9 protein-coding genes are annotated in these 13,415 nt (G+C 69.6%); 8 read left to right on the top strand and 1 reads right to left on the bottom strand.

Annotated features, from left to right (window positions below):
- Positions 1 to 302: 302 nt before the first annotated feature.
- Positions 303 to 620, bottom strand: a complete 318-nt coding sequence (locus G7043_RS00200; protein ID WP_166042716.1) for a hypothetical protein — start codon at positions 618 to 620, stop codon at positions 303 to 305.
- 147 nt (positions 621 to 767) lie between these two features.
- Between G7043_RS00200 and G7043_RS00195 the strand changes: the two genes are divergently transcribed.
- The 8 genes from G7043_RS00195 (at position 768) to G7043_RS00160 (ending at position 13,373) form a co-directional block, all read left to right on the top strand.
- Positions 768 to 1,616, top strand: a complete 849-nt coding sequence (locus tag G7043_RS00195; RefSeq protein ID WP_166042715.1) for a helix-turn-helix domain-containing protein — start codon at positions 768 to 770, stop codon at positions 1,614 to 1,616.
- A gap of 32 nt (positions 1,617 to 1,648) precedes the next feature.
- A complete protein-coding gene (locus tag G7043_RS00190; RefSeq protein ID WP_207310494.1) occupies positions 1,649 to 1,831 on the top strand; it encodes a DUF397 domain-containing protein in 183 nt (60 codons plus the stop codon).
- A gap of 323 nt (positions 1,832 to 2,154) precedes the next feature.
- On the top strand, positions 2,155 to 4,989 hold the full coding sequence (locus G7043_RS00185; protein ID WP_166042713.1) for an AfsR/SARP family transcriptional regulator: 2,835 nt from the start codon (positions 2,155 to 2,157) through the stop codon (positions 4,987 to 4,989).
- 70 nt (positions 4,990 to 5,059) lie between these two features.
- On the top strand, positions 5,060 to 5,215 hold the full coding sequence (locus G7043_RS00180) for a hypothetical protein (protein ID WP_166042712.1): 156 nt from the start codon (positions 5,060 to 5,062) through the stop codon (positions 5,213 to 5,215).
- An 11-nt stretch (positions 5,216 to 5,226) separates the two neighbouring features.
- The gene (locus G7043_RS00175; protein WP_166042711.1) at positions 5,227 to 8,193 is read left to right on the top strand and encodes a helix-turn-helix transcriptional regulator; all 2,967 of its coding nucleotides are present in this window, start codon (positions 5,227 to 5,229) and stop codon (positions 8,191 to 8,193) included.
- Between the two features lie 120 nt (positions 8,194 to 8,313).
- Positions 8,314 to 9,072, top strand: coding sequence for an ABC transporter ATP-binding protein (locus tag G7043_RS00170; RefSeq protein WP_166042710.1), 759 nt, complete (start codon positions 8,314 to 8,316; stop codon positions 9,070 to 9,072).
- A gap of 5 nt (positions 9,073 to 9,077) precedes the next feature.
- On the top strand, positions 9,078 to 11,600 hold the full coding sequence (locus G7043_RS00165) for an ABC transporter permease (RefSeq protein ID WP_166042709.1): 2,523 nt from the start codon (positions 9,078 to 9,080) through the stop codon (positions 11,598 to 11,600).
- Between the two features lie 510 nt (positions 11,601 to 12,110).
- Complete coding sequence (locus G7043_RS00160) at positions 12,111 to 13,373, top strand: ABC transporter substrate-binding protein (protein ID WP_166042708.1); 1,263 nt, start codon at positions 12,111 to 12,113, stop codon at positions 13,371 to 13,373.
- Positions 13,374 to 13,415 lie beyond the last annotated feature (42 nt).

The raw sequence follows: 13,415 nt of genomic DNA, 5'->3' as shown, positions 1-13,415 counted from the left end.
CTAGAGGCGCTCTAAGGGCAGCAAGCGGCGCGGCCGGACGGCAGCGAGCGCGTCGGCGCGGTCATGCGGGGTCGGCACGGGAACACCTCCGTGTCGGCACAGGCATCGTGGGGCGGGATCAGGCCGCGTCGCCACCAATGATGGGGCCGGAAACGGTGCTGTGACAGATCTTTCAGCCAACCGTGTTGATCTTGACTAGACGCCGTCACGCGAGGTGAGCAGAAAGATGGGCCGGCTCCGGTCGGGGGGTGCGGAGCCGGCCCAAGTCACGACAGTTCTGAAGAACTATCGAGTTTCGAAATTCAGCCTACCGAGCGCAGGTGCTTGCCGTGTGAAGTCTCCTGGCCGACCACGGTCAGGATCAGCTGCGCGGACAGGTAGGCGCGGCACGGTGCGGGCATCCTGCGGGTGAACCAGCCGCGCTTGCAGGTGGCGCATCGGCCGTGTTCGTCGGGCTGGTGTTCGTCCAGCAACGCCTTGACCACCGCGACCACCCTCGGCAGCTCAACCCTGGCGAGCACGAGGGCGGTCTGGTCGTCGCCGCGCTGGGCGAGCTCGGAGAGTGTGGCCAGGTGGGAGTGCAGCGACTTGTCCAGTTGGCTGAACACCGTGACGGCCATCAGGCTCAGAGCTCCAGTCCCTACGTGAGCAACCCATGCAGACTGGCCTGCCCTCCCTGCGATCTGCAAGTTGCAGTACACGAATGGATGACGTCCCTTTGCGGACTGCTCCTTTGCTCTCAAACTGAGAGTGACCAGGAGGTGTGGATGCCACGGGGTAGCAGCCCGACCCTGCGCAAGCGGCGGCTCGTCAGCGAGCTCCGGCGCCTGCGCGAAGCGGCCGAGCTGACGATCGAGGAGGTGGGCGAGCGCCTGGAGTGCTCGGCCTCCAAGATCAGCCGCATCGAGACCGGACGCGTGGGGGTGAGCCCACGCGACGTGCGGGACATGCTCGCGGCCTACGGTGCGGACAACGCCACCCTCGAAGAACTGGTCCAGCTCGCCAGGGAAGCCCGTCGCAAGGCGTGGTGGGACGAGTTCGGCGACATCGTGCCCGGTCGTTACGTGGGCTACGAGGCCGACGCGGACTCGATCAGGACCTACCAGGGGCTGATGATCCCGGGCTTGCTGCAGTGCGAGGCGTACACGAGGGCGTTGATCTCCCAGGTGCTGCCGGACTCGAGCACCGCCGAGATCGACCGGCGAGTCCGGTTGCGCAAGGCACGGCAGGCCTTGCTGAGCGAAGACGACCCGTTGCGCCTGCACGTCGTGATCGACGAAGCCGCCCTGCGCCGGCTCGTCGGCGGCATCGAGGTGATGCGCGCGCAGATGGCGCGTCTGCTCGAGGTCGGTGCACTGCCGAACGTCACGATGCAGGTCGTGCCGTTCAGCGCCGGTGGTCATGCTGCGATGGACGGCCCGTTCGTCATCCTGAGCTTTCCCGAGCAGCTCGACCCCGAGGTTGTGTACATCGAAAGCACTAGAAGTGGCGTCTACCTGGAGCAACAATCAGACGTCCATTGGTACGCCGAGATGTTCGAGCGTCTTGTGAAATCCGCCCTGAACTCCAGGGATTCGGCCGCCCTGATCACGGGGATCGCTCGCACTCTCGCGTGACTGCGACCGGGAGTGAACAGACAGTGGAAAGCTTGCGTTGGCGCAAGAGCAGCCGATCGTCGGCCGGTGGGCCCGAGTGCGTGGAGATCGCGCTCGTCCGGGCCGGTGCCGCGGTCCGTGACAGCAAGAACGCGGACGGAGCGCGGTTGAGGTTCGGCGACGCCGGGTGGGAGACCTTCCTCGCCGCTGCGAAGACCGGCTCTTTTGTCAGCTGATTGACAGGTACACCTACGACGAAGGCCCGGCTGGTGGTCCAGCCGGGCCTTCGTGCGCAAAGGGGGACGTGGGCCGGCCGGCGTTCCGCCGCCGCGGGCTGGATGCCCCTTGCACGCCGGCCGACCCACGTCGATCATGGGGAGCAGCGGGTGTTCCGCTGTCCGGTCCAACCTGTCCCGACTGCCCGATCCTCGTTTCCGTTGATCTTGCCGTCTGTGGTTGGTTGGACACGCTAAGCGTAAGAATGCCTTCTACAGCACGACTGGAGCCCGACTGAAGTGATCTTCAAGCTCCAGGTGGCCACCAGGCGAAGGACAGGTCGGTGACGAACGGCGAGGAGCCCCTGCGGTTCGAGGTTCTCGGCCTTCTCCGGGTCGTTCGCGCAGGTCACGAGGTTGATCTCGGGGCGGCGAAGCAGCGCGCCGTTCTCGCGGTGCTCCTGCTGGCGCGCAACACCCCGGTCAGCCGGGGGCAGATCATCGAGGCCGTCTGGGGCGACAACGTGCCCTCGAGTGCGGTGAACCTCGTCCAGACGTACGTCGCCGGATTGAGACGCGCGCTCGAACCGACCCGTGCCCGGCGGGCTCCGGCCGAGTTGCTGACGTCCGTCGGCGACGGATACCTGCTGCGCGTCGAGCCCGGTGCGCTGGACCTCGACGTGTTCGAACGTCAGGTCCTGCTCGCGAACCGCATGCGCGCCGCCGGTGACCTCGCCGGGGCCGCGGTCGAGCTGGACGACGCGCTGGCGTTGTTCCGCGCCGAACCGCTCGGTGGCGTGTCCGGGCTCTTCTGCGACGTCGAACGCGGCCGGCTCGTCGAACGCCGGCTGGCGGTGCTGGAGGAACGGGCCGAGCTGGGGCTCGCGATCGGGCAGGGACCCGCGCTGGTCTCGCAGCTGACCTCGATGGTCGCCGAGCACCCGTTGCGCGAACGCGGCCACGGGCTGCTGATGCGGGCACTGGTCCAGGCGGGCCGTCAGGCCGAGGCGCTGGCGGCGTACCGGGAAGCCCGGCGCGTGCTGATCGAGGAGCTCGGCGTCGAGCCGGGCCCGGAACTGCGGCGCGTGCACCAGGCCGTGCTGGCCGGGGACAGCCCCGAGCCGGAACGCGCGCCGGTCCGCCTGCCCGCGCAGGCCTCCCCGTCGGAACCCCCGCCGATGACGATCCCCGCGCAGCTTCCGCGCGCACCCGTCGCGTTGGTCGGCCGGGACCCCGAGCTGGCGTTGATGGACGTGCTGCTGCGTGATCACGACGGACCGGTGTTGCTGGTGACCGGCCCGGCGGGGGTCGGCAAGACCGCGCTGGCACTGCACTGGTCGCATCGGGTCCGCGAGGAGTTCCCGGACGGCCAGCTCTACGTCGACGTGCACGGCTACGACCCGAACCGGGAGCCGCTGGAGATCGGCGAGGTGCTCAACCGGTTCCTGCGCGCCCTCGGCGTCCCGGCCGGGGACACGCCCGTCTCGGTCGACGAACGCTCGGCCGTGCTCCGGACCCTGCTGGCCGATCGCCGCATGCTGGTGATGCTCGACAACGTCCGCAGCTCCGCGGACCTGCTGCCGCTGCTGCCGGGCGCGCCGTCGTGCGTCGTGGTGACGTCGCGGCGCCGGTTGGTCGGACTTGTCGCGCAGGTCGAGGCGAAGCTGATCGAGCTGGACATGCTCGACCAGGACGCCGCCGTCGACGTGCTGGGCCGCATCGCCGGCCGGTCGGACATCGAGGCCCACGCCCTGCGCGAGCTGGCCGAGCTGTGCGACGGCCTGCCGCTGGCGTTGCGGATCGCTGCGGCCCGGCTCGCCGTGTCCCCGAAGCTCGGTGTGGCCGAACTGGTCGAGGAACTGCAGGACGAGCAGGGCCGGCTGGCCGCACTCGGTCTGGAGGACGGTGAGGGCACCGTACGGGCCGCTTTGGACGCCTCACGCCGTGCGTTGCCCGCGGTGCCTTCGCGCCTGCTGGCGATCGTCGGCCTGCACCCCGGCGCGGACCTGACCGCGCACGTGGTCGCGGCGATGGGCGACGTGTCTCTGGTCGAGGCCCAGCGTGCGCTGGACGCGTTGACCGCCGCGAACCTGCTGTCCGTCAGCGAACCCGGCCGGCACGTCGCGCACGACATCGTCCGCGTCTACACCAAGACCCTCGCGGGCGAACTGTCCGAGCCGGAACGCCGTGCCGCCACGGGCCGCATGCTGGACTACTACCTGCACTGCTCCGACCTGGCCGACGGCATGCTGCCGATCAACCGCGGCAGCGTCCTGGTGGCGCCCGAACACCGTCCCGTGCACGTGCCGGCGTTGTCCGGTGCCGCGGACGCGATGGCCTGGTTCGACGCCGAGCGCGCGAACCTGATCGCCGCCACCGAACACGCGTCGGCGTCCGGCTGGCACGTGCACGCCTGGCAGCTGCCGTACACGTTGTCGCGCTACCTGTGGCTGCGGACCGAGCGCGAGACCTCCTTGCGTCTCACCGAAGCCGCCTTGCAGGCCGCGATCGCCCTGAACGACGACGACGCCCGGTTCGTCATGCAGTTCAACCTCGGCGTGGCCCTGCTGCAGTTCGAACGCTTCGACGAGGCCCTGAACGCCCAGCGCGGCGCCCTGGAAGTGGCCCGCCGCAAGGGAGACGTGCACCAGCAGGCCCGCGCGCTGACCACGGTCGCGGGACTGCTGCAGGACCTGGGCCGCGCCGCGGAGGCCGAGGCCCACTACCGCGAGGCCATGGAGATCTCGCGGGTCGCCGGCTCGAAGTGGGCCGAGGCCAACGCGCACCACCATCTGGGCCTGCTCTACCTGCACACACAACGGTTCGACGACGCGTTGCCGTGGCTGCGGGTGGCGCTGCGGATGTACCACGAGGTCGGCGAGCAGTGCGGTGAGGCGGCGTGCCACACGGACGTCTCCACGGCGCTGCTGGAGACCGGCGACACCGAGGGCGCGCTGTCGGCGGCCCGCATTGCACTGGCGGTGGCCTGCGACGCGGTGTCGCCTTACCACCAGGCGCTGGCGCACGACCGGCTGGCGGCGGTGTTCGACCGGCTCGGGGCGGCGGGGGCGGCGGCGCACTGGCAGCGGGCGTTGGCCCTGTTCACCGAGCTCGGCGCGTCTGAGGCGGACGACATCCGGGCCCGGCTGGCCCGGGCCCGCGCGGTGTCGGTCGGGTAAGGGGTTCACGGCCGAGGACTGCGTGATCGTCCGATGCCTGAGGTGCGGCCTCAGGACGAACCTCATGGCCATGACCGAATGGACCCCTGAGGCGATCAAGGCGGAAATCGACTACCGACGTGGCAACGCCGTGTGCAACTGGCAGCGGTCGAACGGCGGCGCGCCGTCGTGGATCAGGCGAGTGATCCACCGCACCTCTGCGAAACACAGCGGCGTCAAAGCATGAGCTGTGCGAGCATGCCACTCGTGGCGCGTCTCGGTTCCGGAATTCCGTTGGTCGCGCGCGACCGCGAGCTGGACCGGTTGCGCGCCATGTTGGCGCAGGCGGGTGAGGGCACCGCGGGGGCGGTGTTGCTCGCCGGTGACGCGGGCGTCGGCAAGACGCGGCTGATGGACGAACTGGCCGCCGGTGCCGACGACACGCTCGTCCTCGTGGGACGGTGTCTGGACGCCGGCGAGACAGGGCTGCCCTACCTGCCGTTCGCCGAGGCGCTCAGCGCGCTCAAGGACACCGCGAACCGGCCCGCGCTCGCGATGTTGCTGCCGCAGCTGGCGTTGCCGGCCGAACGCGAGCCCGGCACCGAAGGCATGATCGCACCTAGCTTGATCCCCGGCCGCAGGCCCGAGCAGGACGTCGGACAGCTCCAGTTGTTCGACGCCGTGCTCGGGCTGCTCGGTGATCTCTCCGAACGGCAGCGGGTGCTGCTGGTCGTCGAGGACCTGCACTGGGCCGATGCGTCCACGCGGTACCTGTTGTCGTTCCTGTTGTCCCGCTTGCGTTCCCAGCGCCTGCTCGTCGTCTGCACCTACCGCGCGGACGACCTGCATCGCAGCCATCCGTTGCGCCCCTTGCTGTCCGAGCTGGTCCGGCTGCCCGCGGTGGAACGTCTCGACCTCTCGCCGTTCAACGCGGCGGACGCCCGCAGGTTCGTCGAGGCGCTGTCCGACGACCTCCCGGAGGACGTCGTCCGGCAGGTCGCGGAACGAAGTGAGGGCAACGCGTTCTTCGCCGAGGAACTCATCGCGGTGGCCACCTGCGACGACCGGTCGCTGCCGTCCGCGCTGGCCGACGTGCTGCTCAGCCGCGTCGAACGGCTCAGCCCCGAGGCACAGCACGTGGTCCGCGTCGCGTCCGTGCGCGGCCGCCGGGTCCGGCACGACCGCCTGCGCGAGGTCGCGGGCATGTCGGACGTCGAGCTCGACACCACGCTCAGGGAACTGGTGCAGCACCACCTGCTGGTCGTGAACGACGACGAGGTCTACACGTTCCGCCACGCGCTGCTCAGGGAAGCCGTGTACGGCGACCTCCTGCCGGGCGAACGGGTCCGGCTGCACGCCTCGTACGCCCATCACCTGGCCCAGCACCTCGACGAACGTGGCGCGGCCGCCGCGCTGGCCCACCACGCCTTCCAGAGCCACGATCTCCCGCAGGCGCTCAAGGCCTCGATCGCGGCGTCCAGGGAGGCCGAACGCGCCGGTGCGCCCGCGGAGTCGTTGCGCTACCTGGAAAAGGCGCTCAACCTGTGGAACGCGGTCCCGGAGCGGGACCGTCCGTCCGATGTGGACGAATCGGTGCTGCTGCGCCGGGCCTCCTGGGTCGCGGGCACGGCCGGGCAGCCGGAACGCGCCGTGGCGTTCGCCCGCAGCGCCACCAAGGCGATCACCGACCAGCAGTCGCCGGAAGAGGCCGCCGAGGTGTGGCTGCGGCTCTCCCAGGCGCTGGCGATCCTGGACGGCAACGAGGAGGAGCACTCCGCGGTCCTGGGGAAGGCGCTCGACCTCGTGTACGGGCGCGACCCGAGCCCGACCCGCGCCCGCGTGCTGGCCGGCAAGGCGTCGTCCCTGCGCCAGCAACGCGAGGACGCCGCCGCGCGGGAGACCGCCGAGCTGGCGCTCGCGGACGGCCAGACGGCGAACGCGCCGGGGGCGGTCGCGGACGCACTGGGCACCCTGGCGATCCTCGACGACCACGCGGGCCGGCCGGCGGAGGCGAAGGTCAGCTTCGAGCGCGCGATCAGGAGTGCGCGCGAGGTCGGAGCGTTCAACAACGAGCTGAGGGCTTGGTACTACTACGGCCTCATGCACTACGACCGGGGCGAACTGGCCGAGGCGGCGCGCGTCTACAACGAGGCGGGCGACCGGGCCAAGGAGACCGGCCTGACGTGGAGCATGTTCGGGCTGGAGATCCGCATCCTCCAGGTGCTCGTGCACTACTACATCGGCGACTGGGACTACGCGGCGTGGGCCAGTGAACCACCCGGCATGTCCGTGTCGTCGACGGTGCTGGCCCGGCTCGCGTCGGCGAGCACCCACCTCACCGTCTCGCGCGGCGACCTGGCCGAGTCCGAGCGGATGATCACCAAACTGCGCAGCGACTGGCACCGCGACATCCAGATCGCCCTGATCAACGGCGGTACGGGCGCGGAGCTGGCGTTGTGGCGCGGCCGTCCGGAACTGGCCGTGGAGCGGGTCACGGACGCGTTGGAGTGGGCGCGCAAGCTCGGCGGTCCGTGGATGCTCGCCGGCATCCGGATCGGTGCGATCGGCATCGCGGCGCACGCGGAGATCGCCGCCAAGGCGCGTCGCAAGCGGGACGCCGAGGCCGAGAAGCAGGCGGTGGAGGACGGGCACAAGCTCGCCGAGCACGTGCGGCTGACCGCGCGGAACGGCAAGCCGCGGGCCGGAGTTCTCGGTCCGGAAGGACGTGCGTGGCTGGCTCGCGCGCTCGCCGAGGAGTCCAGGCTGGACGGTTCGGGCGACCCGGAACTGTGGCAGGCCGCGGTCGACGAGTTCGGGTACGGGCTCGTGTTCGAGCAGGCGCTGTGCCGGTGGCGGCTCGCGGAGGCGTTGCTGGGCGCCGATCGCCGCGACGAGGCCGGTGAGCAGCTCCGCCGCGCCGACGAGGTCGCGACCAGGCTCAAGGCCACGCCGCTGGCAGAGGCCGTGGCGGCGTGCGCGAAGCGGGCCCGCATCACCCTGAGGGCGGACGAACCCGCGAGGGAGCAGATCGACCTCTTCACCCCGCGCGAACGCGACGTGCTCGGGCTGGTGGCCGCCGGACGCACGAACCGCGAGGTCGGCGAGGAGCTGTACATCAGCGAGAAGACGGTGTCCGTGCACCTCTCCCGGATCATGGCCAAGCTGGGGGCGTCCCGGCGCGCGGAGGCCGTGGCCATCGCGTACGACCGAGGTCTGCTGGAATAGCCCCGGTTGTCATACCTCAGGCTGATGCTCAACGCGTCGCCGAGTTGATGTCCGCGTACTCAGCGAACTCATAGCTTCTTCCTCATCAAGGAACACCCCCTGTGAGGAAAGGCAAGCGACATGTCTGCACTGGTGTCCGAAGTGGGCGCAGTCGGCACTACCGCCGCGGCGGCTCACCAGCTGGTGAAGGTCTACGGCAAGGGTGACACCGCGGTGCGGGCGCTCGACGGCATCAACGTGGCGTTCGAGGCCGGCCGGTTCACCGCGATCATGGGCCCGTCCGGTTCCGGCAAGTCCACGCTGATGCACTGCCTCGCGGGACTGGACACGGTGGACAGCGGCGCGATCCACATCGGACAGACCGAGATCACCAAGCTCAACGACAAGGACCTGACCAAGCTGCGCCGCGACCGCGTCGGCTTCGTGTTCCAGGCCTTCAACCTGCTGCCGACGCTGACCGCCGAGCAGAACATCCTGCTGGGCCTGGAGCTCGCCGGCCGCAAGCCCGACAAGCAGTGGTTCGACACGATCGTCAACGTCCTCGGCCTGCGCGACCGCCTCACCCACCGTCCGACCGAGCTGTCCGGTGGCCAGCAGCAGCGCGTGGCGTGTGCCCGTGCGCTCGTCGCCCGTCCCGAGGTCATCTTCGCCGACGAGCCGACCGGCAACCTGGACTCCCGCAGCGGTGCCGAGGTCCTCGACTTCCTGCGCATGTCGGTCCGCAAGCTGGGCCAGACCGTGATCATGGTGACGCACGACCCGGTGGCCGCGAGCTACGCGGACCGCGTGGTGCTGCTGGCCGACGGCCGCCTCGCCGGCGAGATCCTCCAGCCCACCACCGAGTCCGTCGTCAACGCTCTCACGCACCTGGGGGCGTGAGGTAGATGCTGAAGACCATCCTCGCGGGCCTGCGCGCCCGCACGGCGCGGCTGGTGCTGTCCAGCATCGCCATCGCGCTCGGCGTCGCGTTCGTGACGGGCACGCTCGTGCTCGGCGACGCCGTCGAGGCTCAGACCAGGGACAACTTCGCCCGCAGCGCCCGCAACGTGGACGCCGCCGTGCACCTCGCGGACAACAGCGACAGCACCGTCATGAGGAACGGCATCCCGGCGGACGTCCTGCAGAAGGTCCGCTCCACCCAGGGCGTGGCCGGTGCGGACTCCCGCGAGTTCGCCAGCGCCGCACTGCTCGGCAGCGACGGCAAGGCGCGCAACGCGGCGGTCCAGCCGCTGCCGACCACCGAGAAGCTGCGCGACTTCAACCTCAAGGACGGCAAGTTCCCGGTCAAGGCCGACGAGGCCGCGATCGACGTCAAGACCGCGCAGACGGCGAAGCTCAAGGTCGGCGACAAGCTCAAGCTGCTCGACGAGAACAACGCCGAGCACTCGTTCACCATCGTCGGCACCTACCAGCAGGGCGCCAGCAGCATGTCGATGTCCGGCAGCGACCACGTCGTGGTGTCGCCGGAAGGGCTGCGCACGGTCATCCCGGACCAGCGCATCTACGAGATCGTGGCCGTCGCCAAGGACGGCGTGACGCAGCAGCAGCTCGTCGACAACATCAACAAGGCCGTCGGTGCCGGCTACAAGGTGCAGACCGGCGAGCAGCTGACCCAGGAGACGCTGGCCCAGGTAGGTGACGCCGCCGGCGAGATCAGGACCTTTCTGCTCGCGTTCGCCGCGATCTCGCTCATCGTCGCGGGCATGGTCATCTACAACACCTTCACGATCCTCGTCGCCCAGCGCACGAAGGAACTCGCACTGCTGCGCTGCGTCGGTGCGGAACGCGGGCAGGTGTTCCGCAGCGTGCTCGCCGAGGCGGTCTTCATGGGCCTCGCGGCATCGGTGCTGGGCATCCTCGGCGGTCTCGGCGTCTCGGCCGGCCTGCAGGCACTGGTCGGTTCGGTCGGCGGCCCCAGCGGTGACGACGTCGAGATCCGTTTGCCGATCTCGTGGGTGACCATCGCCGCCGGCTTCGGCGTCGGTGTCGTCGTGACCGTGCTGTCGGCCGTGCTGCCGGCCCGCCGCGCCACGAAGGTCGCCCCGGTCGCCGCCCTGCGTTCGCAGCCGGACAGCCACGACGACGTCGCCCGCACCGGCAAGGTCCGGATCATCATCGCGACGCTGATCGCGCTGATCGGCGGCACGGCCGTCTACTTCGGACTGCAGCAGGAGAAGGAAGAGCCGGCGATGTTCATCACCGGCGGCGCCACGATGGTGTTGCTGCTGGCGGTGCTGCTGCTCGGCCCGCTGTACGTGCCGCTGGTGAACCGGCTGTTCGGCAAGGCGCTGCGCGGTGTCCCGGCCAAGCTGGCCTCGGCCAACGCGGGCCGCAACCCGAAGCGCACCGCCGCCACGACGGCGGCGTTGATGATCGGCGTGACCATCGTCGCGATGGTGACGGTCGTGGCCGGCAGTGGCCGCCAGACCATGAACGAGCAGGTCGACAAGCGGTTCCCGGCCGACTACGAGGTCAGCTCGAACGTCTACAGCCAGCCGCTCACGCAGAAGTTCGCCGACGAGCTGACGAAGGTGCGCAACGTCGCCAAGGTCGCGCCGGAGCTCCAGGTCTTCGGCGAGTCCGACAAGCTCAAGTACGGCGACGTCACCGGCTACCCGTCCGACGCGATCGGTTCGCTGGTGCGCCCGGAGGTGGCCAGCGGAACGCTGACCGGCCTCAAGGACGGCGAGATCGCCCTGCGTGAGCGGGACGCGAAGGACTCGGGCCTGTCGATCGGGTCTTCGTTGAAGATCAACGACAAGGACTTCAAGGTCGTCGCGTTGATCAAGGACAACAGCTACGGCGCCGGCCTCGTGACGCTGGCCTCGGCGCAGAGCGTGTTGAAGGAAGCCCCGAAGGGCTACCAGAAACTGCTGGTCAAGCTCGCGCCGGGCACCGACATCACGGCCGCCCGCGCCGACCTGGAACGCGCCATCGCCACCTCGCCGGTCGCGGTGCTGAACTCCGCGGCGGAGACCAAGGCGGAGCTGAACTCGCAGATCGACCAGGTCCTGCTGTTCATCTGGGCCCTCGTCGGCCTGGCGCTGATCATCGCCCTGTTCGGCATCGCGAACACGCTGACGCTGTCGGTGCTGGAGCGGACCCGCGAGTCGGCCCTGCTGCGGGCACTGGGCCTGACCAGGGGCCAGCTGCGGCAGATGCTGGTGGTCGAGTCGATCCTGATGGCGCTGATCGGCGCGGTCGTGGGTGTCGTGCTCGGTGCCGGGTTCGGCTGGCTGCTGGTCGAGGCGATCTCCAACGCGGAGTTCCAGATCAGCTTCTCCGTCCCGTTCGGCCAGATCGGGATCATGCTCGGGCTCGCTGTGGTGGCGGCTGTGATCGCCGCCGCCCTGCCTGCTCGGCGCGCGGCGAAGAACTCCGTGGTCGCGGGGATGGCGGAGGCGTAGGAGACACCCTGCCTGGCTGCGGCGGTCGGGGGCCGAACCAGGCGGGTTCGGTGGTGCGGAAACAGGGGCCGCACTGCCGGGGGATCGGTGGAGGTCCGGTGCTGTCGGGGCACCGGGCCTCCGCTGTCTTTCCGCATCCTGAAAGTAACGCGGGGGCCCCGCGTTACCTCATGGGGAACGTGAGGGCCCCGCGTTCCCGCGCCGGCGGGGGCGAGCGGGGGTTGGCGAAAAAAGTTCGGGAGCGCGCGTCACTTTTGGCCCGCAACCCCCTCTACCTGGGGTGAGGGACGACCGGAGCGAGGGCCCGGTCGTCCCTCTTCGTCGTTTCCGGGGGCCTCCGGCCGACCAGGCTGAGACGCGTTCAGATCCCGGCACAGGTTTTTGTTGCCGACCTCCACAAAGTTACGGAACGATGTCGACCGCTTGACACCCGAGCTTCTCCGGTTGAGTGTGAGAGCGCTCTCACAACCTGTCAGCAGCGCCGGTGGCGCCGCCCGTCGAGGAGGACGGATGAACAGAAGGCTGGTCGGCAGCGTCGCTGCGACCCTCGTGATGGTTCTGGCCGCTGGCTGCGGCGGGAGTTCCGAGGCCGACGGCAAGGTAGAGCTGTCGCTGGGCCTGTTCTCCGACTTCGGTTACGACAAGCTGATCGAGGAGTACCAGGCCTCGCATCCGAACATCAAGGTCGAGCAGCGCAAGGTCAAGATGGAGCAGCACAACACGCAGCTCGCGACGCAGCTCGCGGGTGGGCGTGGCGCTGCGGACATCGTCGCGCTCGAGGAGGGTGTGGTCTCGCAGTTCCGCGCCTCCAAGGACAAGTTCGTGAACCTCGCGGAGTACGGCGCCAAGGACCTCAAGGACCAGTGGGCCGGCTGGAAGTGGAACCAGGGCACCGCGGACGGCGGTGAGTTCGTGCTGGGGCTGGGCACGGACATGGGCAGCCTCGGTCTTTGCTACCGCCGCGACCTGTTCGAGGCGGCGGGCCTGCCGACGGACCGCGAGGCCGTCGCGAAGCTGTGGCCGACCTGGGCCGACTACGCGAAGGTCGCGGACCAGTTCACCGCCAAGACGCCGAACGTGAAGTTCGTCGACACCGGCCGCAACCCCTACAAGGCCATCCTCGACCAGACCGAGGAGGGCTACTTCGCGAAGGACGACTCCTACATCGCGGACAAGAACGACAAGGTCAAGACGGCGTTCGACACGGCGGCGGCGCTCGGCACCAAGCAGCAGACCGGTGCCCTCGAGCCGTTCAGCCAGGAGTGGAACGTCGCCCTGAAGCAGGGTTCGTTCGCCACGACCACGTGCCCGGCCTGGGCGCTCGCGCTGATCAAGGCGGGTGCGGGCGACGCGGCGGCCGGGAAGTGGGACGTGACGACGGCGCCCGGTGGCGGCGGCAACTGGGGTGGCTCGTTCCTCGCGATCCCGAAGCAGGGCAAGCACCCCAAGGAGGCCTACGAGCTGGCCAAGTGGCTGACGGCCCCCGAGCAGCAGAAGCGGATCTTCAAAGAGACCGGCAACCTGCCGAGCCAGCCCGCCGTCTACAAGGACGCCGAGGTGCAGGCGACGGTCAACGAGTACTTCAACAAGGCGCCGGTGGGGCAGATCTTCGGCAACTCGGCCGAGTCGCTGAAGCCGACCTACCGCGGCACGAAGGACTCGAAGGTCACGCCCGTCTTCAACAGTGCGCTGCAGCGCGTGGAGCAGGGCAAGCAGTCCGCCGCTGAAGCCTGGACGCAGGCGCTGAAGGAAGCGCAGGACGCCGTCAAGTGACGGCGCTGCGCACGGAGACCGAGGCGGTTCCGGCCGCCTCGG

Origin of the sequence: Lentzea alba (genome assembly GCF_011067745.1) — a bacterium.
GTDB lineage: Bacteria > Actinomycetota > Actinomycetes > Mycobacteriales > Pseudonocardiaceae > Lentzea > Lentzea alba.
Note: the sequence above shows the minus strand (reverse complement) of the source record. Positions and strands in the feature narration are given on the sequence as shown.